This window comes from Chondromyces apiculatus DSM 436 (genome assembly GCF_000601485.1).
Taxonomy (GTDB): Bacteria; Myxococcota_A; Polyangia; order Polyangiales; family Polyangiaceae; genus Chondromyces; species Chondromyces apiculatus.
Window position 1 is genome coordinate 116953 of the sequence record NZ_ASRX01000021.1, and the last position, 21025, is coordinate 137977.

At 65.5% G+C, this 21025-nt stretch carries 19 protein-coding genes and 1 pseudogene; 6 read left to right on the forward strand and 14 right to left on the reverse strand.

Features of this window, described 5'->3' with window-relative positions; all coding sequences use genetic code 11:
* Nucleotides 1-532 precede the first annotated feature (532 nt).
* Complete coding sequence (locus tag CAP_RS15765) at nucleotides 533-1039, forward strand: SpoIIAA family protein (protein WP_044241402.1); 507 nt, start codon at nucleotides 533-535, stop codon at nucleotides 1037-1039.
* 79 nt (nucleotides 1040-1118) lie between these two features.
* Nucleotides 1119-3023 carry a hypothetical protein gene (locus tag CAP_RS50435; protein WP_156040846.1) on the forward strand — a complete coding sequence of 635 codons (1905 nt, stop codon included), beginning with the start codon at nucleotides 1119-1121 and terminating at the stop codon, nucleotides 3021-3023.
* Nucleotides 3024-3209: 186 nt separating this feature from the next.
* Here CAP_RS50435 and CAP_RS48135 read toward each other — a convergent pair whose 3' ends face one another.
* The 7 genes and pseudogenes from CAP_RS48135 to CAP_RS15785 all read right to left on the reverse strand — a co-directional run bounded on the left by CAP_RS48135 (nucleotide 3210) and on the right by CAP_RS15785 (nucleotide 9020).
* Entirely contained in the window at nucleotides 3210-3740 is a 531-nt protein-coding gene (locus tag CAP_RS48135; protein ID WP_081864929.1) for a DUF4760 domain-containing protein, read from the reverse strand.
* 642 nt (nucleotides 3741-4382) lie between these two features.
* Nucleotides 4383-6062, reverse strand: coding sequence for a hypothetical protein (locus CAP_RS50440; protein ID WP_156040847.1), 1680 nt, complete (start codon nucleotides 6060-6062; stop codon nucleotides 4383-4385).
* A 530-nt stretch (nucleotides 6063-6592) separates the two neighbouring features.
* Nucleotides 6593-6745, reverse strand: a complete 153-nt coding sequence (locus tag CAP_RS55760; protein WP_370865981.1) for a transposase domain-containing protein — start codon at nucleotides 6743-6745, stop codon at nucleotides 6593-6595.
* A 99-nt stretch (nucleotides 6746-6844) separates the two neighbouring features.
* A pseudogene (locus CAP_RS55765) lies at nucleotides 6845-7650 on the reverse strand (IS66 family transposase); the annotation flags it as partial.
* A 39-nt stretch (nucleotides 7651-7689) separates the two neighbouring features.
* On the reverse strand, nucleotides 7690-8067 hold the full coding sequence (locus tag CAP_RS53650; RefSeq protein ID WP_231511505.1) for an IS66 family transposase zinc-finger binding domain-containing protein: 378 nt from the start codon (nucleotides 8065-8067) through the stop codon (nucleotides 7690-7692).
* A complete protein-coding gene (locus tag CAP_RS52335) occupies nucleotides 7952-8353 on the reverse strand; it encodes a hypothetical protein (protein WP_197041200.1) in 402 nt (133 codons plus the stop codon). The genes CAP_RS53650 and CAP_RS52335 overlap by 116 nt, the downstream gene beginning before the upstream one ends.
* Nucleotides 8354-8564: 211 nt before the next feature.
* Nucleotides 8565-9020, reverse strand: a complete 456-nt coding sequence (locus CAP_RS15785; RefSeq protein WP_044241406.1) for a transposase — start codon at nucleotides 9018-9020, stop codon at nucleotides 8565-8567.
* On the opposite strand from CAP_RS15785, the gene CAP_RS55770 reads away from it, so the two are divergent.
* Entirely contained in the window at nucleotides 9019-9534 is a 516-nt protein-coding gene (locus tag CAP_RS55770; RefSeq protein ID WP_370865979.1) for a transposase, read from the forward strand. The genes CAP_RS15785 and CAP_RS55770 overlap by 2 nt on opposite strands.
* A gap of 19 nt (nucleotides 9535-9553) precedes the next feature.
* Here CAP_RS55770 and CAP_RS15790 read toward each other — a convergent pair whose 3' ends face one another.
* The 4 genes from CAP_RS15790 to egtD form a co-directional block, all read right to left on the reverse strand.
* Nucleotides 9554-10270 carry a TlpA family protein disulfide reductase gene (locus CAP_RS15790; RefSeq protein WP_044241408.1) on the reverse strand — a complete coding sequence of 239 codons (717 nt, stop codon included), beginning with the start codon at nucleotides 10268-10270 and terminating at the stop codon, nucleotides 9554-9556.
* A gap of 89 nt (nucleotides 10271-10359) precedes the next feature.
* Nucleotides 10360-11058, reverse strand: a complete 699-nt coding sequence (locus CAP_RS15795) for an OmpA family protein (RefSeq protein ID WP_044241410.1) — start codon at nucleotides 11056-11058, stop codon at nucleotides 10360-10362.
* The gene (locus tag CAP_RS15800; RefSeq protein ID WP_044241413.1) at nucleotides 11055-12374 is read right to left on the reverse strand and encodes a vitamin K epoxide reductase/DsbA family protein; all 1320 of its coding nucleotides are present in this window, start codon (nucleotides 12372-12374) and stop codon (nucleotides 11055-11057) included. Before CAP_RS15800 ends, CAP_RS15795 begins: the two co-directional genes overlap by 4 nt.
* A gap of 21 nt (nucleotides 12375-12395) precedes the next feature.
* A complete protein-coding gene (gene egtD, locus CAP_RS15805; RefSeq protein WP_044241414.1) occupies nucleotides 12396-13361 on the reverse strand; it encodes an L-histidine N(alpha)-methyltransferase in 966 nt (321 codons plus the stop codon).
* A 180-nt stretch (nucleotides 13362-13541) separates the two neighbouring features.
* Here egtD and CAP_RS15810 point away from each other — a divergent pair, with 180 nt between their 5' ends.
* The 3 genes from CAP_RS15810 (at nucleotide 13542) to CAP_RS15820 (ending at nucleotide 17724) form a co-directional block, all read left to right on the forward strand.
* Nucleotides 13542-14123 (forward strand): hypothetical protein, encoded by a 582-nt coding sequence (locus CAP_RS15810; protein ID WP_044241415.1) that lies wholly within the window; start codon nucleotides 13542-13544, stop codon nucleotides 14121-14123.
* A 130-nt stretch (nucleotides 14124-14253) separates the two neighbouring features.
* Nucleotides 14254-15207, forward strand: coding sequence for a CAF17-like 4Fe-4S cluster assembly/insertion protein YgfZ (ygfZ, locus tag CAP_RS15815; protein ID WP_044241416.1), 954 nt, complete (start codon nucleotides 14254-14256; stop codon nucleotides 15205-15207).
* Nucleotides 15208-15501: 294 nt separating this feature from the next.
* A complete protein-coding gene (locus tag CAP_RS15820) occupies nucleotides 15502-17724 on the forward strand; it encodes an OmpA family protein (protein WP_197041198.1) in 2223 nt (740 codons plus the stop codon).
* A gap of 139 nt (nucleotides 17725-17863) precedes the next feature.
* Here CAP_RS15820 and CAP_RS15825 read toward each other — a convergent pair whose 3' ends face one another.
* From CAP_RS15825 to uppS, 3 genes are all read right to left on the reverse strand, one after another.
* Nucleotides 17864-19195: a Glu/Leu/Phe/Val family dehydrogenase gene (locus tag CAP_RS15825; RefSeq protein WP_081864931.1), complete on the reverse strand. Its 1332-nt coding sequence runs from the start codon at nucleotides 19193-19195 to the stop codon at nucleotides 17864-17866.
* Between the two features lie 191 nt (nucleotides 19196-19386).
* Nucleotides 19387-20208 (reverse strand): phosphatidate cytidylyltransferase, encoded by an 822-nt coding sequence (locus CAP_RS15830; protein WP_044241419.1) that lies wholly within the window; start codon nucleotides 20206-20208, stop codon nucleotides 19387-19389.
* A gap of 2 nt (nucleotides 20209-20210) precedes the next feature.
* Entirely contained in the window at nucleotides 20211-20972 is a 762-nt protein-coding gene (uppS, locus tag CAP_RS15835) for a polyprenyl diphosphate synthase (RefSeq protein WP_044241420.1), read from the reverse strand.
* Nucleotides 20973-21025: the final 53 nt, after the last annotated feature.

Sequence of the window (21025 nt, forward strand, 5' to 3'; positions counted from 1 at the left end):
CGGCATGATGGCAATGCGACAGGACCAGGCGTGTGAATGGAACCGCGGGGACCGGGCGCGACGGGTCGGGGCGCGGGAGCGAAGGCGGAGGACCCAGCTCCCGCGATGAGGGGGGCGCCCCTGCAGGAGGGCGGTCTGGGAGCGGAGGAGGTTCGCCTGGGCGCGGAGGATCTCCGCCTGCGCGTGCAGGACGCGCGCCTGGACACGGAGCGTGTCCGCCCGGGAGCGACCGGCCCTGACGCTCTCGACAGAACGTGGTGCGCCTTCGAAACGCATGGTGAAGCTCCGGTGAAAGGGGTCCGGGGGTGAGCTCCCGCCAGCAGGCGATGGCCGGGAGGCTTCGCCAGGAAAGAGGGACGCCATCGCCGATCTTCAAGGGGGCGCGATGGATGAAGAGACGTGGGCAGCGGCGAAGGTGACCCGCGCGACGCTGTTCCTGAGGTGGGAGAGAAGCCTGCTTCCACCGCAGGAACGTGCAGGGCGTGGTGGCGTGCGCGGGAAAGAGCCCGAGACGGTGCTAGGCTGAGGCTGCGTGATCCAGGACTCGATCCGGCCACCCGATCTCGATGAGGACGCGCGGCCCTCGTCGCCGGGCACCTTGCCAGGCACCTCGCCGGGCACGTCGACGGGCCGGAGGATGCTCTTCGGGCGTCACATGATGATCCACGAGCCACCTGACCTTCACGTGGTGAGGCTGGAGGGAACGCTCACGCCCGACCAGATCCTGGCGATGGCGGCCGCCAACGAGAGGTACATCGCGCGGGCGACGTACATGCTCCTGCTGATCGACCTGCGCTCGCACTGGACGGCGCCGGCAGAGACGCGGCGGACCGTGGCGAGCCTCCCGAGGCGGTCAGCGCCGCGGTTCTTCGCGTTCCTCGGCGGCTCGTTCACCTCGCGGCTCCTGGTGAAGGTGGTCATCCAGGCCTCGAGCCTCTTCGCGCCCGGCAAGATGAACGCCGCCTTCTTCGAGGACGAGGCGACGGCGCGCGCTTGGCTCCACGAGCACCGGAAGCAGTTCACGGGCAGCGGGGGCTGAGAGCAGGAGAGGCGGTCCGCACCAAGAGGAGGTGGCTGAGAGTATTTGGAGAACTCCGTATGCGCCGAAAGGAACTGGCATGGTGAAGCAGTTCAGGGCTACCACTCCCGATTACTACGCCCGCTGGTCATACGAGCAACTGATACAGCTCCAGCCACACATTCACTTTGAGGGACTCTGGGCTCTGGCGGGGAAATACTTCGTCGTATGTCCAGAGGTCCACGAGGCGCGCGCGAGTGACGGTGAGGCGCTGTCGCCGTGGTTCGAACAGCATTGCCGCGTCCTAGGCGCGTCGGTCGAGATCGTTGAGGCGCCTCCAGCGGGCTCAGAGCGAGTAGCGGAACGATCATCTGCCGATCGCGCCTTGCTTCGTGGCTCCCCCCGAACAGTCGGCCAACTCTTCACGGAGTTGGCAGTTTCGCTGCCACGAAATTTTCCGGAGTTCTTCCTTGAGAACGCCGGTGGCCTGATCACCGTGGTCACGTCTTCAACGCTTTCTGACGATCAATGCATGCGCTTCCTAAGCGAATGCGATCGTCTCGGCGATGACGTGCCGATTAAATTTGAAGTTCGCTCCGCGCAACATGCCTCTGTCGACCCGTTCCGAGTCAGTGTGAGACGCGTGGGTATCAATTTGATTCCCTGCCGTCACTTGCCTTCTAATCTCGGTCGAGATCTGCGATTTGCCATCGAAGAAGATGAAGATTTTTGGACCGCCAATCGTGAGAAGATTCTTGGTTCTTATACTGTAGATCGCGCTGACGTACTCGGAACGCGATGGTCTAGCAGAGACACCCTCGCATGCGTTGTCGATGCTCTGGGCAGACAACGGCACAATATACGCTCGCATCTATCGCTGTACGAGCGAGTCTACTTGGTCATGCCTCTCGCTGAGCACTTCGATACGGCTTGCAGCGGACTGGCTGTGACGCAGGACGAATTGCTGGAACTAGTGGCGCTTGACCGCGTGCGGTTGCTCCTACCGCAGTCCGTTGACCGTTACCCGCTCACGTGGTTGAGCAAGGTCGCGGAGAAATCTCCGCTGGCCTTACTGCCGTCTCGGAGGCTGCTTGCCGGTGTGATAGCCGATTCTCGCTGCCGGATACCCCTAGTGTATCCACCGCTTTCTCCTAGGGACCGTTACCTCACTCTGAATGCGCTTGCGCGTGCAGCACACTCCACAAGCGACGAGGGCGTGAAGAGCCTCATGCTCCGCATGACGCAAGAACTTGGGAACTCTTGGTCTTCCGTGGACGCTTCGCTCCACTATGGCGGCGCTATGGGAAGCGCATCGTGTGGCATAGGCTGGCTTACTGCCGCAGCCTACGAGCACGTCTCGGGTAAGGACCTACGGATTGAAATGTCAACTGCTGGCATGAAGGTCGAATGGGCGGCGGCGCTCGGCGCCCACCTGTTCCCCATCGTCGGCGAAGGATACGATGAGACGGCAGCTTGCGACCTCGTGGCAGGCCTCTATGGACCAGCGGCTTCGGGGTCGGTTGTTCCTCCCGCCGCACTGTCGACCATCGACGATATACTCGCTCTCGACAGCCGAGTTCCGGTCGTCGCTTTCGCAAAAGAGTTCAGCACCACCAATGTGAATCGTCTACGAGAACTTGTGCTCCGGTTGACGAGGGAGAACATCGATCCGGAGTTTCTCTCCGCAGCTATCGAAAAATTTAATGCCGACGTGCGACACTACGAGCGCAGACCGGATCTGCTCAAAACCGTCAACATTGTCGGACATCTGAGCGCGGCTGTAACTGCGACACAATTGGTAGATCCTGGCGTAATGCGATTTCTCCCGATCCTATGGACTGCGCTCGCCTTCCTGCTCGCTCGGCTCATCGACGAGGTTCCAGACAAGAATGGCGCCGCAGGCGCGGTCATCGATTATCTAAATGGTGTACTTGCCAGCAAGCCGAACTCCGAGGTGGTCCTCGTAGCGCGAGCCAAGAAGCACGTCAAAATCCTCAGGCGATGAACAAGAAGCCACGCCGAGGAATTGATTCTGATAGCTAAAATTAGTTCCCATCCCCATCCCGAAACGCTTCGACGTGGCGCCCGACCGCCCCAAAAAGGCCGGCGATCACACGCTATAGATCCTCGGCTCGGAGACTTTTGGGACGGGAACTAAAATTAGGATAGGCTCCTAGGAGGAGTTAATGGCTCAGGAAAGCCTAACGTGACCGAACTTTCGGGGATCCCTGCTGACAGTTTTCAGTCGTTTGAATTCCTCAGCCAGCATTCCAAATTCGATATAGGCGAATTCGTTGTCAGGAGTCTCTCTTGTCATCTTGATGTACTCAAGCATATAATCATAGATACCGATTAGGTGACTTCCGGACATTCGGTAAAGAATAGAAGCGTCAAATACCCCTGCGTTGACTCCGACGGCCAAATGCTCAAGTCGCGCCAGGATTTCCATTGATGCAGTGAGTAGTTCAGGTGTGTTTTCGATGATTGTAGTTTCTTTTTGACTTATTGGTGAACCGCGACTCACTGTCTTGTTCAAAGCTTGCTCAATAATTGTTTTGCTCTTTTGCCAGATTTCACGTATCTGATTTGCATATTCGATTGTTGCTTGCTTCTTTCGACGCTCATGATCCGCTTTCAGGGTCCAAAAGGCGATAGCGAGTGCAAGAGCACTCACCGAGAGTCCAATTCCACTCAGGAGGGACGACAAATCTTCTTGAGTCATAATAGTTTCTCGATTCGTTAAAGCTGATGTTCTAATCCTGAAAGTAGGTGTCCAATCTGAAGGCGAGAAGCCCGTCCGTCTTTGCTCATTATGACACAGCCAGAGACGCGTATAGGACTGGTCGAATCAAGGGGTGTAGGTTCGGCTTCACCACGTCCTGCTCGACGAACTCGGCCAGAGAACTGACCAGTTAAGCCGCAAGCCGGAGCTGCTGATCGACTACTCCCAAGTTGCTGAGCGCGGCGTGGCGTCGCAGATCAAAAAGGTTTTTGCGGGTGTTTCGGTAACGAGCACGGTCACCTTGGCGGTTATGGAGCTTCGCCAGCCCGTGCTCGACCATCACACGCTTGCGTAGCTCGGCACGCTCTTCGGGTGTTTTTGCTCGGGCGCGCAGCTCCGCCAGGAAGGGCTCGTTGGGATGGATCGTGAGGCGTATGCGCCCGGCTAGGTGCATGGTGCGAGGAAGGGGGTAGCCGTGAGAAGCTCCTCCGTGACAGGGAGGAGCCGGGAAGCGGCGGAAGGCTCCACTCGCGCGACGGGCACGAGGAGCCGCACAGAGGTGGGAGGGCGCTTGGCGTCAGGGTGCAGAGGCGCCTTACCTGCTCGTCGGATCCATCGACGAGTCGGGCGGCATATTCTCGCTTACCCGTCGGAGGTCTTTGTCTCTTCATCGGAAGGCGTCAAGTCGATTAGTGTCATAACCCCATCAAGTTCGTGCTCGACGCCGCCCGTCCAAGTGGACAGCTCTGCGAGCTTCTCCAGCAAGGGAATCCCTGGCCAGTACTTATGAACCCACACTTCGGGGCTATTCGATACTTTCTTGAATTTTTCGCCGCGAATTTGAATCCTATGCCCAGTCTGCTTTGTCGGGGTGAAACCACAGACTACTCTTTGGTCATTGACATAAACAAGCGCTTCGCCTTGAATCCAGACTACCACGCCGTGGTTGTTCACATTCATGACCAGCGGCACATCGAAGATGGCCGGCTCAAGCCGCTCTTGAAAGTTCGGGTCCGACGCAGCAGGCCCGATCAAGAATCCTTGCATGAGCTGCGGCAGAGTGGCCCCCTTAGCCAAAGCCGCCAACAGTGTGACCGCTGCGGCGAATTCCTCATTTTTGAGATCTGCGAGATGCACTTCGCGGAGCGGGAGCCCGACATACGGGATACCCGCGACCATCTGCTCGTACGCGACGCCCAGATGCTCAAGTGAGGGTCCCCAAGCGGCCACGTCGTGCGTCCGTGTGTCGTCCTCCGAGAACCCCAACTTTGCCCCTGGCCTCAGCAGACGGATTGCGGCGTCGTACTCCGCAAAGTCATCAAGGTTTTTGCCAAATTCGCGGCTCAGCGAGAATCCCATCTTATGCACGAACGTTCCCGAATCATCCTGGACCCGATCTGAAATCGTACAGACCAGCCCGCATTCAGAGACGAATGCAATCTCATTACCAGCGGTTCTGACCCTAAAGGACAACGATTTGCGTGTCCCCCCAAGCTCCACAAATCCGTCAAGCGCGTCTTCGAAGGTGCCGCGCACGAGCATCTGATCGGTGCCGGCCACGTCGAGGAATCGGAACAGCGACGGTTGCAAGTCGACACCCTTAGTCCCGGGGTCTGGGAACTTACCTTGCTCAAATACGAGTTTACGAAAAGCGTCTTCGTGATCGGCTTGAACTTGGAAAATGGAACTAATCCAAGGAACCTCGACACGCGCGAAGCCAGAATCTGCACTTTGGCTAACACGAAGCCTCGCACCAGTGATGTCTTGTTGGACGCAGAGCTGTGCACAGAGGATACGCAGCCGATGTTGCACTCCTGGGCGACAGTTCTCTGCGATAGCAGTTCGGAACCCAACGGACTGAAAGCCATTCGCATCGAGTCGCAGCGTCAACTCCGCTTCGGGTGCATTGATGAAAGTGGCGAGCCTCTTTGCGAACGCGGCGTCAAGAAATCTATAGACCACCTGGTTGGTTTCGGTGTTCACGCCCACCAGAAGATAGGGAGACTCAAGGCGAAGGGCATTCTCGGCGTCGACCTTGTCGAGCTTGATCCTCGGCCGTGCCCCTCCCTTAACGCTGCGAACCTGCACCGCCAACACCTCGCCACGGACCTCTTCCGTCGAGTTTTCTGATGCAGAAAGGACTTGACAGAAGTAGTCAACGCCGAAGTCCTCCGGGCACGGGTTCGCAACAAGCCTCTGCTCGAGAGCCCATTGCTCAAAAAGTAGCTGACCTTTTTTTCCTGCTTTCTGGCTCACGCTGCGGCGCTTCCCGCGACTGCCAAATGTAAGCGGGCTGCGATCTGTTATCTTGGGCGTGCTCATGATACCCCCTGTTCGAGCCTGGAATGATGCGTGAGGCGGCGCGCCTAGTCAATTGAGAGGTCGCGGTAGGGACGGCATCACACCTGTCAAGACGTGCCAGGGCGAGGACTTACCATCTATCGCGTCTTCGCCCTGGATTTCGGAGAAGGTCTCGATCTCCTTAACCGGAGCAGAAGTGCACTCGGAACCGCGCTGCGTCTCGCGTCGTCACGCTCGAAAGATCGTCATCGTTCGTGGTCTAGGGTCATGACTGTTGCCTCGTTACCAGCGTGGAAAGCACGCTTGATGCAAAGGTGTCGAGGGACCGGTCAGCCATCAGCTCGTTCCTCTCAGGGGTAGCTCAACGCAATGACTTCACTCGCTGACCTTTAGGTAAGCGCCCGACAAAGGGCATGGCCTGAAGGCGATTGAGGCCCCGAAGCCGCCGGGTGAAGCTCAGCCCGGGCAGGGCTCAACGTTGAAAACAGCCGTGGAACTCCGTCGCGCGTTGCGGCGCGAAGAGCAGGGCAGGCGTGAGGAATTGCTCCGCTTCAGGGAGCTGAGGAGCTGGGAGCTTCGGAAGCCGCCGCGTGAGCGCGGGCCCAGGCGTCGGGGAGCAGTTCGTCGAGGCGGGAACGAGGCCAGCCGTCCTGCAGCTTGGTGAGGACGTCGGTGGCCCAGGTGAGCGGATTGACGGCGTGCATGCTGCACGAGCGGAAGACGGTGAAAGCGACGGCGAGACGTTCGGCACCCTTGTCGGAGCCAGCGAACAGGAAGTTCTTTCGTCCGGGAGCGACCTTTCGGAGCTGTCGTTCGACCTCGCCGTTATCGATCTCAAAGCGGCCATCGGTGAAGCACCGCCGAAAGGCTTGCTCTCTATGAATGGCGTAATAGGTGGCCTTGTAGAGTGGGGACTTGGGGACGAGGTGAGGATGCACCTTGAGGACCCACTCGTAGAACTCATCGACGAGAGGCAGCGAGAGCTGCTGTCTGCGCGCATGGCGCTGCTCCGGGGACAGCGCATCGGCCTTGCAGCCTCGATGCGGTAGAGCTGCTTGAAGTAGCTGAGGGCGACGGTTGCGCGAGCATCCTGGAGCTTCGCGGCGCTCTCGAACTTGGCGCGGATGTGCATGCCGCAGGCGAGGCGACGGTCCTCCGGGAGGATGGGCTCTTCAGGGTCATCGCCGCGCAGCATGGCGGCGTAGCCCGCGTAGGCGTCGCCTTGCAGGAAGCCCTGAAAGTCCTTGAGGCGCGCTGCCGGGTGCTTGGCTTTCCAGTCCGGAGCGTAGAGAAAGGCGGCGAGGTCCGCGCCGATGAAGGACCAGACATGTCCGCGTTTGATGCCGCTGGGGTCGTTGCGATCCTGCACCGGCATCCCGGTGGCATCGGCACGCACGTAGAAAGCTGAGAGCACGCGCGCGGTGATGTGCGCGGCGACGGGAGCGAGCGCGTCGAGCGCGAACGAGGTCCAGTCCCCGAGTGTCGAGGGCGACAGCGCGACCCCAGCGCGTGCGCACTGCTGCGCCTGCCGGTACAGGGGGATCGAGTCCTCGAACTTGTCGACGATCAGCTTGGCGAGCAGGCCTGGTCCCGGGCGGCCCCGGTCCATGACCTTGTCGCTGGGGGCGGTGGTCACCCCTTCCTCTGGTCAGCGAGGGCAGGCGAGCTTCTCGCGCTGCTCTTCGATGACTACGAAGTGCGCGGGGACGAAGTCCAGCACTGCGCTGGTCCGGTAGCCGATGCACGCCTTGTCTTTGCCGCAACGCGGGCACACTCGCTCAGAGGCAGGAACAGCGACGAGCTTCGGCTTGCGCTCCAGGTGCGCGGGCAGCGGTGCTCGTCCCCCGCGACGCGCGGGGGGCTTCAGGGGCTCTGGGGGTTGCGGTACAAGCTCGCGCTTTTGCGCGGAGTCAGCCGCCTTCGCGGGGTCGTCTGCGCCCAGCGCGGCGAACAAGAGCGAGACTATCCGTGAACAGCCTGACCGCAGCGAGGTGCTCAGGCTGGTTGGCAGGAGCGATGGCAACACCGCAAACGAGGCCCGGCGCATCGAGATCCACCGCGATGTGCCTCTTGTATCCGTCGATGCGTTTGCTCTTGCTCTTGCGGCCGTGGCGCATATCCGGATCGCTGACACTGATCCTACGATCCTTGGCGACTCCGCGCGCGATGCGATGCCCTCCATCATCCGGGTCAGGCTCGGTATCTTGCGCGATGAGCTGCTCTACAAGCTCCCAGTGCTCCTTGAGCGGAGGTTTGCCGAGCTGCTCTGACAGCTCTCCTTGAAGCCAGTCCCCAAGCGCACGGACTTGCACTAAGAGCTTCTCCAGTCCGAGCTTGCGTGCCTTCGAGTTATCCCAATCGAGGTCGAGTCCCGTTTTTGATGCTGGTCGTGGTGACGATCGGGATACCCGCCTCTTGCGCCACTTCGGCGAAGGCTCGCCCTGTCATCTCCGCCGCTGTGCGCACCACATGTTTGGCCACACGTCCGATCAAGTTGAAGGTTTCCTCGACGCGGCCTGCGCCCTACAGAGGGCTCGAATCGAAGGCAGCGCGAAGGTGTGTGGCGCTGAAGCCGCCAGTCTCTCGGGCCAGTTGCACTGTCTTATCGAACAGCTCGCGGTCCAGGTCATGGTCGATGAGACGCTGACGAAAATTGAAGAGCGTGCCCTGCGAAAAGATCGGCTCTTCTGCGCCCACGCAGTCGAGCACCATCTGCCAGCGCAGGTCCATGGCCGTCAGCTCCACGACCTCGTGATCCGGAATGCCAAGAGCCGCCTGCAGCAACGACGCGAGCGCAAGCTGAGCCGGTGGGACACCTTGCCGGTTGTAGGCCGCGAGCAGCTTCGCCTGAAAGTCATCGTCAAAGAGGCGGTGCCGAAGCTCCCGCAGGAGCATGAACACACGCCTCTTGGCGCAACGCTTGACGATCTTTTGCTCCCGCGACGACAGCTCAACCAGCGGCTTCCACAGGGTCGGCATGCACCACCTCCGCCGCCCTTTGAGCAGATGCCAAGGGCGCCGTCGATCCCCTCACGCGGAAGTGCTTGATCTTGCCTGCCTCTTAGCTGATCAGGTCTCTAGGCCCACTTTATCGATTGTGACCGAGCGTCGCTTGATTCCGCCAGCGTGCGCGCGAAAGGGGAGGGCTCAGCAGACGAGCTCGAACCCCACGGACCAAGGCAAGCTCGGCTTGAAGGAGCACGCCATTGTCGATCGTAACGGCATCCCTCTTGGCACGGAACTGACGGCGGCGAACAGGAAGAACTCGAAGTGCTTGGCGGATACGCTGGACGCCCTCGTACCTATTCGTTGTGGCGGTCGAGCGTGCCGGAAACGAATCGCAAAACTGCACGCCGACAAAGCTTACAACCATTGCGTCTGTCGGCAAGAATGCCCGAGATGCCACACCAAGCCGCGAATCCCACGGCGCGGTATCGAGAGTCGTTCCCGCCTCCGAATCCGGAGCCGCACTGGTGTGCCTCAGATTCCTTGAACGGTTTTCTTGGGCGCTCTCAGCGCGCGCCGAGGTAGGCGGCGACGGCGGGGTAGTCGGTGTCCTCGACGGCGCCCATGATGGTGCAAGTGACCTGGCCGGCGGGGTTCACGAGGACGTGCACGGGGAGCTCGGGGGTGTCCTTGAGGTTCAGGCTCCCGAGGAAGCTGGTCCGGTCGGAGCCCTCGGGGAGCCAGTAAGAAGCGCGGACGCCGTGGCCGGGCTGGTCTTGCAGGAAGCGGTTCAACTGGCGCTCGTCTTCGTCGAGGGAGATGAAGGCGAGGTCGACGAGGACGCCGGCGGAGCGGAGCTTCTGCTGCCACCCGAGGAGGCGGGGCATCTCCTCTTTGCAGGGCTTGCACCAGGCGGCCCAGAAGTTCACCCACACCCACTTGCCGACGCCGAAGCCGAGGGTGGCGGGGAGAGGGGACTCGCCGGTGGCGGCGGCGGTGGAGAGCTTGCCGGTGGGCGCGGGGCGCGGGGCCTGGCCGGTGCAGAGCTGGCGCGGGGCGGCGGGGCGCGCGGCGCTGGTTGCGGCGGTGGCGGCGGCGCTGGGCTGGGTGGCGGCGCCGTTGCCCTTGGGGGCGGTGACGGCGTTGCTGCGGCCCTGGCCGGGGCGCGGGGGCTCGGGCTGGATCTTGGCGTCGTTGTCGCAGGCGGCGATGGCGAGGGAGGCGCACGCGACGAGCGCGGGGAGGAGGCGCGAGGTGCGGGAGAACGGGCGAGGAGAGGTCATGGGTGAGCGGCGGGGTGAGGGGTCGTGGCCAGGCGTCGAGGCAGGGGACGACGCACGAGGAGCGTGGCTGGGCGTCGACGCATGAGGGGTCATAGCTGGCAGTCCACCCAGGAGACGAAGGCGCTGCGGTTGATGGCTTCGGCGGCGCACTGGCGGTCTTTGCGGGAGACGTTCCAGGCGCAGTAGTCCTTGCCGAGCTGGGCGAACTCGTTGCCGAGCCAGAGGAGGCCGACTTTCTTGTCGAGGTCGGGCTCCTTGAACTTGTCGGAGATGTCGAAGAGGACGCTGTTGGCGCGCTTGTGCGAGAGGGAGCGGTTGTACTCGGGGGTGCCGGTCTTGGAGGCGCGGGCGACGACGAAGAAGTAGCGGGCGCCGCGGCGGTCGACCCAGCGGTCCTCGATGAGGGCCTTGCCGGCGTCGTCGAGCTTCTCGGAGGCGTCGTCGAACATGATCACGGCGCCGCGCTCGCGGAGCGGGGTGAAGAGGGCGTTGAAGTCGTCGTCGCTGATGGAGGCGAGGTTCTTCACGTCGGCGGGCTGGCAGCCGCGCCGGGACTCGCCGCCGGTGAGGCCGCAGGCGTTGAGGACGCGCTGGAGGACCTGCTTGAAGGCGGGGGTGCAGTAAGGGGCCTCGGCGTCGTTGGCGATGGCGATGGCGGGCTTGGCGGCCTCGGCGACGCCGGTCTTGAGGCGGATGGCGGCGGCTTCGACGCCGGAGTGCACCGCGAAGGCGGAGCCGGCGAGCATGAGACAACCGGTGGCGATCCCGACGATGGCGGCGTGCTTCATCTCTGCCTCAACTGGGGTGCGAGCTTGTGGATGGCGTAGGCGAGTCCGATGTCGGAATCCTCGTCACAGAGCTTGGTGTCGCCGAGGAAGATCTGGGGCGTGGAGACGGGGAGTTTGTTGTCGACGGCGTGGCGGAGCATCTTGTCGAGGCGCTGCTGGGTCTGCTTCGACTCGATGCAGGCGTCGAGGCCCGGCCAGCGCTGGCGGATGGCTGCCTGGATGTTGGCGAGGCCGCCGCCGGAGCTGGCGTTCTGGAGGAGGGTCTCCTGCTCCTCGTAGGCCCATTCGAGCACGGAGAGGGCGCGGTGCTCGCTGCAGAGGATGGCCTTGGAGACGAGGCAGGCGCCCTTGTGCATGGGGCGGTCGAGCATCCAGTTGCAGTCGCTGTCGAGGGGGAAGAGGACCAGCGTGGCGTCGAGCTGCTCGAAGACGCCCTCGGCGACGAGGCGCTGGTGGAGCGCCTTGCAGGTGGGGCAGAGGGGGTCGACGAAGAGCGTCGCGGGCTGTCCGCCGCGGGGGCCTACCTGGAGGAGGGCGCCCGTGGATTCGATGGGCTTTTCGAGCTTGCCGCAGCCGGTGAGGTAGCCGGAGTAGCTGGGGAGGGCGCTGATGTAGAGGAGCGCCGGGGTCACGGCGAAGAGGCCGAGCGCGACGAGCCAGCCGAGGATGAGCAGGGGAGAGCCCGCGGGGCGGGGCGCGAAGACGGAGGGCTCGTCGATGACGGTGGGGGGGACGGCCGCGACCTCGCCCGGGGGAGACGCGGGGGGCGGGGCGGCGGGCGAGGCGGCAGAAAGGAACGCGTCGGTGCGGGCCTCGCGGCGGTCGACCACGAAGGCGGCGATGCTGGCGATGGCGAGGAGGATGGAGCTGATGTAGATGCCCGCGCACGTCTTGCAGATCGATCCCAGCTTGAGCAGGGAGATGGCGAACATCGCGATCGAGGCGAGGAGGGGCGTGACGCCGGCCAGGAGGAGGAACTGGGGGGCGCGGCGGGGGGCGTTGCGTCCGGCGAGGAGGACGTAGAGCGAGAAGGCCGCGAAGAAGGAGAAGGCGCCGACCGCGAAGAGGGAGATGGGGATGCCGCCCCAGTAGGCGTCCCGGAAGAGGGCCGCGTAGGGGCTGTACATCGCGGTGCGGCACGCGGTGTCGGCGCCCTGGGCGGCCTCGGCGCCCGGGATGAAGCTGCAGTGCAGGTCGTGGACCTGACGGTCGAGGTGGCGGGTGTAGTCGAACGTGGAGGACGCCGCGAAGGCGAGGCCGAGGATCGAGGCGACCAGGGCCAGCGCCGCAGGCCAGCGGGATGTGCGGCTCGACATGGCCGTGGCTTACGCGACCCCCTAGGGTGCGTCCAGTGCGACGCGGAGGAGGGATGTGGAGAAGCGGGCGTGGGGCTCGATCCACTGCCGGGTACACTGAAAGCCGGTCTGCTCGGCGAGGGCGGCGATGCCCTCGGGCGTGTACTTGTGGGAGCTCTCGGTCCAGATGGACTCGCCCTCGTGGAAGGTCACCTCCGCGGCGGCGCCGGGGACGTTGACCCGCTGGGTACACTGGCTGATGAGGTGCATCTCGATCCGGTTCTGATCGGCGTTCCAGCGGGCCTCGTGGGCGAAGGCGGAGAGGTCGAAGTCGGCGCCGAGCTCGCGGTTCATCCGCACGAGGAGGTTCTTGTTGAAGGCGGCGGTGACGCCGAGCGGGTCGTCGTACGCCCGGATCAGCTCGTCGTGGGGCTTCACCAGATCGGCGCCGAGGAGGAGGGCGTCGCCGGGCTGGAGGGCGCTGCGGATGGTGGCGAGGAGCGCGCGGGCGCCGGTGGGATCGAGGTTGCCGATGTTGGAGCCGAGGAAGAGGACCACCATGGGCAGGCCGGGCTCGCGGCAGGTCGCGGCGCGGTGGAGGCCCTCCTCGTAGGTGGTCTGGTGCGCGGTGACCGGGACGCCGAAGCGGGCCAGGGTGCGCCTGGAGAGATCGAGCGCCGCCTGGGAGATGTCGACGAGTTGCAGGTGGACGGGCGCGCTGCGGTCGACGAGAGGCTCGCAGAGCATGCTGAGCTTCTCGCCGCAGCCACACCCCAGTTCGAGGAGGGTCGCGCCGCCCTCGAAGGAGGACACCATCTCTGCGGCGTGACGCTCGAGGAGCGCGCTCTCCGCGCGGGTGAGCGGGTACCACGGCAGCTTGCAGATCGACTCGAAGAGGTGCGATCCGAGCGCGTCGTAGAGGTACTGGGGGTCGAGCTGCTTGGGGCTGGAGAGCAGCCCGCGACGGACGTCATCGGCGAAGCGGGGCGGCGGGGCGAGCATGTCCATGATGGTGCGGGAGCGTGCGATGGTGTGGACGCGTGCGCAAGCAGAAGGAGGAGCACAAAGTAGTTTCGACGGAATGCAAGCCAGGGTGATACCGGGTGTTTGCTTCAGGGAAGCAATGTATCCGGACGCCCCGGACGCACAGGTTGTCCGCGGGGGAGGGCCCTGCTACGAGTCCGCGCGATGCCTGGCCCTTCGCGCTTCTTCGTTCCCGGTCTGCCGCGCGTGGCGACGCCTCTCCGCTTCGCGGACGACGCCGAGTTCATGGCGGACCTCCCGTACGACCCCTCGGTGCTGTTCTGCGACGCGCTGCTGGAGGCTGATCCGGAGCAGAGCATGATCCGCTGCCGGATCCCGACGGACAGGCCGATGCCGCTCGTGGAGGCGCAGCGCGCGCACCCGCTGCGGCACCCGCGGCACGTGGCCGGAGCGATCATGGTGCACGCGAGCGGGATGATGGGGTTCGTGCACGCCTACTACCTGCTCGGGCTGCGCCACCGGGACGGCTGGATCGGCTACGGGACGCACCTCCACCAGGTGGTGTTCCGGAAGCTGGTGTCACCGGGGACGCCGATCGAGGCCACGTGCGTGGCGGTGCGGGGGCGCCTCGGGACGCAGAAGCACCTGATCCGCTACCGCTTCGAGATGCGGCACGAGGGGGCGGTCTGTTACGAGGGCGAGCAGACGGCGGTGTGGATCCGGGTGGAGGAGGGCGCCGACCCGGCGTCGCTCATGAACGCCGAGCCGGGTGGCGATCCGGGGTGAAGGTACAGGCGGGCCGCGCGGCGAGGGAGCGTGGGCAGCGTGGGCAGCGTGGGCAGCGCTGGAACGGCGGGCCCAGGCGCGCCGCGAGGGATCTTGCTTTCCGGGCGGTTGTGCCCACGATGGAGAGACGATGAGCACGCACCCCGATCGGTCGAACCTCCCGGGCCTTGAAGAGCAGCGCCGCGCCTTGCGTGAGGGAGCGCTGGTGCTGCGGATGGATGGGCTCGGGACGCTGGTGGCAGGCGGCTCGGAGCGGCAAAGCTGGCTGAACGGGATGCTCACCTGCGACCTCTCCAAGCTGCGCTCGGGGAGCGGGGCGTACGGGGTGAGCGCCGCGAAGAACGGGAAGATCCAGGCCGAGGTCTGGGTGGTGCTGGGGGAAGAGCAGGTGTGGCTCGGGGCGCTGCGGGAGCGGGTGCCGATGCTGCAGGAGATGTTCGAGAAGTACCTGATCATGGAGGACGTGGAGCTGTCCGACGGCTCCGCGGAGATGGGGTGGGTGTTCGCGGTGGGGCCGCGCGCGAAGGACCTGCTGCAGGCGGGTCGGGCCGCGGGGGCGCAGGCGGCGAGCGCGGACTGGACAGGGCTCGGCGGGGCCGTGTTCGTGGCGCCGCGCGAGGCGGTGGACGCGGTGGAGGCGGCGCTGCTCGCGCAGGAGGGCGCCGTGCGCGGCGACGACGCGGCGTGGGAGCTGCTGCGGGTGGAGCAGAACGTGGGGCGGTTCGGGGTCGACTTCGACGACCAGAACTACCCGCAGGAGGCGTCGCTGGAGGAGCTGGCGGTGTCCTTCAACAAGGGGTGCTACCTGGGGCAGGAGGCGGTGTTCATGCTCCAGCACCGGGGGCACGCGAAGAAGCGGCTGGTGCAGGTGCAGGTCGAGGGGGAGGGGGAGGTGCCGGCGAAGTCCGAGGTGTCGCTGCCCGACGGGACGGTCGTGGGGGTGGTGACGAGCCAGGCGCGTCGGCCCGAGGGCGCCGGGGTGCTGGCGCTGGGGTACGTGAAGTACAAGCACGCGCACCCCGGGGTGGCGCTGAAGGTCGCCGGGAGGCCGGCGTCGGTGGTGGCGGCGCGCGGCGCGGGCTGAGGCGAGGCGCCGGCTGACGCGAGGCGCGGCAGGGTAGGGGCGCCTACCCCAGTGGGAATCGGCGTGGCGTGTAGATCCGGCGTGCCCCTCGGACGTCCAGGGTGGTCTACTCCCTGATCCTTCTCGTTCGTCCCAGGCCCTCTGCCTGGCGATCCTTCTGGAAGGCCCGAGGGGGTAGTGACCATCGGGAGCGTAGGGACCGCAGGTCCCTGAAACAGGGTACGCAGTACCGACTCTCGGGAGCGTAGGGACTGCAGGTCCCTGCTTCAGGGTATGCAGTACCAAGGGGAGATCATGCGCCTGCTCATTGCTGCTTCGTTGCTTGCCGTCACGGGGTGTAGCTCGGCCACCACGCACGTTGCTTCGGACACGACCCTGGGGAGGGTCGTCGTGTACCGGAACGGGATCGCGTACTTCGAGCGGTTCGCGCGGGTGCAGGGGGAGACGCTGGCGCTCGATGTGCCGGCGGACAAGGTGGACGACTTCCTCAAGTCGCTGACGGTGGTGAACGCGAGGACCGGGGAGCCGACGCCGATCGCGTACCCGACCAGCCCTCCTGGTGGGGGCGGGGGGGACGTGCAGATGAAGATCCAGCTCCCGGGGAAGGGGACGCATGAACTGCGGCTCTCGTACGTGACGGAGGCGCCGTCGTGGAAGCCGAGTTACCGGATCGTGCTGGGCAAGGGAGGGAAGGTGCGCCTGCAGGCATGGGCGATCGTGGACAACTCCTCGGGCGAGGACTGGAAGAACGTCAAGCTCGGGGTCGGCGCCAGCTCGGCGCTGTCGTTCCGGTACGACCTGCGGTCGGTGCGGATGGTGCAGCGGGAGACGCTGCGGCAGGACGACCTGTTCGCGCAGGCGCCGCCGATGGGGGGAGCGACGTACGGGGGGATGCCGGGGCAGCAGGGGATGCCGGGGCAGGCGCCGCAGCGGATGGTGATCGAGATGTCGGACACGGTGATCGCCCAGGCCGACGCGGAGGAGCGGCAGGAGAAGAAGCCGAGGGTTCAGGCGGCGAAGCCGAGCGGAGGCGGGAAGCGCGCGGGGGGGGTCAAGACCGCCGAGGTGACGCGCGAGATGCCGAACGACGATCGGTACCGGACCGAGGGGCAGATGGCGCAGGTGGCGCGCAACCTTCAGGGGACGCAGAACCAGATCATCGTCGAGGGGTACGCGGACGCCCGTGATGGCGACAAGTTCACCGCGTCGCTGGACCGGGCGAACAAGGTGCGGGAGCAGCTCATCCGGAATGGGCTGCCGCCGGAGCAGGTGGTCGCAGTGGGCAGCGGCGAGCAGCGGGGGCGCGCGGGCGGGGTGCGGGTGGTGGAGGCGCCGCTGGGGAATGCGATGCAGGCGATGAGGGACCCGAACATGCCGCAGGGCCAGATGGCCGGCGCGGTGCAGGGACCGGGGCAGGCAGTGCCGGGGCAGGCGGAGCCTGCGTCGGAGCCGATCGGGATCTCGCACTTCGAGTCGCGGGCGCCGATGAACGTGCCGCGGGGGACGTCGGCGATGATCTCGATCCTCGACGGGGAGACCGAGGGCGAGGTGGTCTACTTCTACGACGCGGAGAGCGCGCGGGGGAACGCGCAGTTCCCGTTCCGCGCGGTGAGGGTGCGCAACCCGACGTCGTCGGCGCTGGAGACCGGGCCGGTGACGGTGTTCGGGGAGGGGCGGTTCATTGGCGAGGGGCTGACGGAGCCGATCCCGGAGCGGTCGGTGGCGTTCGTCCCGTTCGCGCTCGATCGGCAGGTGGTGGTCGAGCAGAAGGATGCGGAGGAGGACCGGATCGCGCGGATCCTCTCGGTGCAGCGCGGGGTGTTCTCGACCGAGGTGCAGCACACGCGGAAGCGGACCTACGTGTTCCACAACCGCCTGCGGGAGCCCGCGGTGGTGTACGTGCGTCACACGGTGGCGCAGGGGTTCACGCTGGGGAAGTCGCCGGCGGAGAAGGAGCGGCTCGGCGCGGCGCACCTGTTCCGGGTGACGGTGCCGCCGGGAGGGAAGGCGGAGGTGCCGGTGGAGGAAGCGACGCCGGTGTTCAGGACGGCGGATCTGCGGTCGAGCGCGGGGTTCGAGATGGTGCGGGTGTTCCTGTCGTCGGGGGCGGTGGAGGGGCCGCTGAAGGAGGCGGTGGGGACGCTGATGCAGATCCAGAAGGAGATCGGCGGCCACGAGCAGCGGGTGGAGACGATGCGGGAGCAGATGGGGGAGTACCGGGCGCGGATGGACGAGCTGCACGCGCAGCTCGTGACGCTGAAGGCCGTGAAGACGGCGGGGCCGCTGATGCAGAGCCTGGAGAAGAAGCTGGCGGAGGTGAGCGACAAGCTCTCGAAGGCGACGATCGATCTGGTCGCCGTGCAGGAGAAGCTGATGGTGGCGCGGATCCGGTTCCAGGACGGGGTGGCCGACCTGTCGCTGGTGCGGAAGGACGAGGCGCCCGGGAAGGCGGCGGCGTCGACGCCGACATCGACGACGAGGCCCGCCTTGCCCGAGGTGCAGCAGGGGGGATTTTGAGGCCCGACGACGGGAGGTCCGCGGCGCCGGTCGAGCCGGAGCCGCAGCACCTTGGTCTTCAGCGGATTCTCAGGGGGTAGCGACCAACGGGAGCGTAGGGACCCTGGGTCCCTGCTCCAGGGTACGCAGTACCAGTACTTCAGGGGAAGATTTCGCGTTCGCCGTAGGCGGCGGCGATGCGCTGGAGGGCGACGCAGTAGGCGGCGATGCGGAGGGAGCTCTTCTTCTGGCGGGCGATCTCGGAGACCTCGCGGTAGGCCTTCTTCATGGCCTTTTCGAGGCGCATGTCGACCTCCTCGATGGTCCAGCTCTCGGAGCGCTTGTTCTGCACCCACTCGTAGTAGCTGACGGTGACGCCGCCGGAGTTGGCGAGGACGTCGGGGAGGATGTCGATGCCGCGGTCGAGCAGGACGCGCTCGCCCTCGGGGGTGCAGGGGCCGTTGGCGCCCTCGGCGACGAGGCGCACCTGGAGGGAGCGGCCCTCGTCGATGCCGATCTGGTTCTCCAGGGCGGCGGGGGTGAAGATGTCGGCCTTGATCCGGAAGAACTCCTCGCGGGTGATGGGCTTGCCACCGGGGTAGCCTGCGATGGAGCGGTGCCGCTTCACGTAGTCCTGGAGCTTGTGCGGGTTGAAGCCCTCGGGGTTGTACATGTAGCCGGCGTGGTCGCCGACGGCGATGGTGGAGACGCCGAGCTTCGAGAGGATGACGGAGGTGTGGGATCCGACGTTGCCGAAGCCCTGCACGATCATCGTGGCGCCGCCGAGGTTGAAGTCGCGCTCCTCGGCCCACTCGGTGATGCAGTGGACGACGCCCTGGCCGGTGGCCTTCTCGCGGCCGTAGGTGCCGCCGCTGGCGACGGGCTTGCCGGTGACGACGCCCTTCACGGCTTGCTTCATGAGCTGACCGACGGTGTTCATGTACGTGTCCATGGCCCAGGCCATGACCTTCGCGTCGGTGCCCACGTCGGGCGCGGGGATGTCGGTCTCGGGGCCGATGTTCGGGCCGAGGGCGTGGAAGAAGCGGCGGGTGATCCGCTGCAGCTCGTCGCGGGAGACCTCGTTCGGGTTGAACTTGATGCCGCCCTTCCCGCCGCCGAGGGGCAGGTTCATGAGCGCGCACTTCCAGGTCATCATTGCGGCGAGCGCCTTGACGTCGTCGAGAGAGACGCTCTCGTGGTAGCGGACGCCACCCTTGTAAGGCCCGAGCAGGTTGTTGTGCTGGATGCGGTAGCCCTTGAAGAGGCGGACGGTTCCATCATCCATCTTCACGGGGAAGTTGATGATGATCTCGTTCTTGGGCTGCTGCAGGATCGTGTGGATGTACGGGGGGAGATCGATGAGGCGCGCGGCTTCGTCCAGGTAACCCTGGATGCTCTTGAAGAACTCTTCCTTCGACGCCTGCGATCGTTGAGGTGACGAGGGGGTGGCCGCGGGAATCGGGTGCTCGGTGGGGCTCTCTGCTTGGCTCATAGGACGCACCGGGTTCTAGTCCGCGATGCGCCGGGCTTCAATCATGGGACTGCATTCACGCGCCGCGTCAGCCTGACGGGTGAGCGCCACGGTCTGGCGCGGGGGTCGGCGAGGCACGTGGGGGAAGCGCTGGGGAAGCGCGGGTGGGGCGGTGGATCGAGGAGATTGCGGACGGAGAACGCCGCGGTGCGTCAGCCCTGCCACCAGAACATGAGGTAGACGTACGTCATCGTGGCGGTGACGAGGAGCGCGTCGACGCGGTCGAGGATGCCGCCGTGGCCAGGGATGATGCTGCCTGAGTCCTTCGCGCCGACCGAGCGCTTGATCAAGGATTCGCCGAGGTCTCCTGCTTGCCCGAGCGCGCCTGCGACGACGCCGAGCACGAGGGCAGGGACGAGGGGGAGAGAGCGCACGTAGACGAAGTGTCCGATGACCGCGCCGAGGACGGAGAAGGCGAGGCCACCGAGGGCGCCTTCCACGGTCTTCTTGGGGCTCACGGCTTCGTAGAGCTTGTGGCGGCCGAGGAAGCGGCCCGCGAAGTACGCGCCGGTGTCGGAGAACCAGGAGAGGACGAGGGCGAGGACCACGAAGCCGGGGCCGTCGGCGCCGCCTTCGCGGCGGAGCATGGCGAGGGCGGCCATGCCTCCGCCGAGGTAGAGGGGGCCGAAGGTTGCGGCTGCCACGCGGAGCGCTGCGGTCTGCATGTCGCCGAGGCGGGCGAGGGTGAGGAGCATGCCCGCGAGGGGGAGGATGAGGAGCAGCACGAGGAGGGCACGCGCGTCGGTGCCCCAGGTCCAGACGACGCCGAAGACGCCGAGGGTGAGGGCGAGGCCGACGAGCTGCGAGGGGCGGTCGCCGGGGTGGGTCATCCCGAAGAGCTCGAGGGCGCCTACGGTGGTGGCGGCGGCGAGGAAGGCGGCCCAGCCCCAGGGAGGGCCGAGGTAGAGCAGCGCGAGGAGCAGGGGGACTGCGACGAGGGCGGCGAGGAGGCGCTGGACGAGGTTCGAGCGCATGATCAGGCTTCCGTTCCGGGCAGGGTGATCGGTCGGGCCACCATCTGGCTGACGTTGCCGAAGCGACGCTCGCGCTGCTGGTAGCTGGCGATGGCGGCGAACAGGTCGTCCTCGGTGAAGTCGGGCCACAGGCGGTCGGTGAAGGCGAGTTCGGCGTAGGCGGCGCCGTAGAGCAGGAAGTTCGAGAGGCGCTGCTCACCGCCGGTGCGGATGATGAGTTCGGGCTCGCCGACGCTGAGGCTCGGGATGCGCGTGGCGACGAGGGTCTCGTCGATGGTCCGGGGATCGAGCTGCCCCGCGGAGGCTTCGAGGGCGAGCTGCTGGGCGACGGCGGCGATCTCCTCGCGCCCCCCGTAGGAGAGGGCGAGGGCGAGGGTCATGCGGCTCCGGTCGGCGGAGGCGCGGCGGAGCGGATCGAGGACGTGGCGCACTTCCTCCGGGAGGCGCCGGAGGTCGCCGATGGCGACGAGGCGGATGTCGTTGTTGAGGATCTCGTCGCGCTCGCTCTCCAGGAACTCGCGGAGCAGGCCCATCAAGGCGTCGACCTCGCCGCTCGGGCGCGCCCAGTTCTGTTCGCTGAAGGCGTAGAGGGTGAGCGCTTCGATGCCGAGGCGGCGGCACGCGCGGACGAGGCGGCGCACGGCGGCAGAGCCGGCCTTGTGGCCTACCTCGCGCGCCTCGCCCCGGGACTCGGCCCACCGTCCGTTGCCATCCATGATGATCCCGATGTGACGCGGGAGATTTCTGGCTTCCACGAGGTTCATCGGCCGCGGCGAGTTTCCACTGTTGACTACCGACTGTCGACTGTCGACTCTCC

What these genes read in the sequence shown, in the direction of transcription:
- CAP_RS50435 (WP_156040846.1), top strand. Translation starts at nt 1,119, where the DNA reads ATGGTGAAGCAGTTCAGGGCTACCACTCCCGATTACTACGCCCGCTGG.
- CAP_RS48135 (WP_081864929.1), bottom strand. Translation starts at nt 3,740, where the DNA reads ATGACTCAAGAAGATTTGTCGTCCCTCCTGAGTGGAATTGGACTCTCG.
- CAP_RS50440 (WP_156040847.1), bottom strand. Translation starts at nt 6,062, where the DNA reads ATGAGCACGCCCAAGATAACAGATCGCAGCCCGCTTACATTTGGCAGT.
- CAP_RS55760 (WP_370865981.1), bottom strand. Translation starts at nt 6,745, where the DNA reads ATGCACGCCGTCAATCCGCTCACCTGGGCCACCGACGTCCTCACCAAG.
- CAP_RS55770 (WP_370865979.1), top strand. Translation starts at nt 9,019, where the DNA reads ATGCACCACCTCCGCCGCCCTTTGAGCAGATGCCAAGGGCGCCGTCGA.
- CAP_RS15785 (WP_044241406.1), bottom strand. Translation starts at nt 9,020, where the DNA reads ATGCCGACCCTGTGGAAGCCGCTGGTTGAGCTGTCGTCGCGGGAGCAA.
- CAP_RS15790 (WP_044241408.1), bottom strand. Translation starts at nt 10,270, where the DNA reads ATGACCTCTCCTCGCCCGTTCTCCCGCACCTCGCGCCTCCTCCCCGCG.
- CAP_RS15795 (WP_044241410.1), bottom strand. Translation starts at nt 11,058, where the DNA reads ATGAAGCACGCCGCCATCGTCGGGATCGCCACCGGTTGTCTCATGCTC.
- CAP_RS15800 (WP_044241413.1), bottom strand. Translation starts at nt 12,374, where the DNA reads ATGTCGAGCCGCACATCCCGCTGGCCTGCGGCGCTGGCCCTGGTCGCC.
- egtD (WP_044241414.1), bottom strand. Translation starts at nt 13,361, where the DNA reads ATGGACATGCTCGCCCCGCCGCCCCGCTTCGCCGATGACGTCCGTCGC.
- CAP_RS15810 (WP_044241415.1), top strand. Translation starts at nt 13,542, where the DNA reads ATGCCTGGCCCTTCGCGCTTCTTCGTTCCCGGTCTGCCGCGCGTGGCG.
- ygfZ (WP_044241416.1), top strand. Translation starts at nt 14,254, where the DNA reads ATGAGCACGCACCCCGATCGGTCGAACCTCCCGGGCCTTGAAGAGCAG.
- CAP_RS15820 (WP_197041198.1), top strand. Translation starts at nt 15,502, where the DNA reads ATGCGCCTGCTCATTGCTGCTTCGTTGCTTGCCGTCACGGGGTGTAGC.
- CAP_RS15825 (WP_081864931.1), bottom strand. Translation starts at nt 19,195, where the DNA reads ATGAGCCAAGCAGAGAGCCCCACCGAGCACCCGATTCCCGCGGCCACC.
- CAP_RS15830 (WP_044241419.1), bottom strand. Translation starts at nt 20,208, where the DNA reads ATGCGCTCGAACCTCGTCCAGCGCCTCCTCGCCGCCCTCGTCGCAGTC.
- uppS (WP_044241420.1), bottom strand. Translation starts at nt 20,972, where the DNA reads ATGAACCTCGTGGAAGCCAGAAATCTCCCGCGTCACATCGGGATCATC.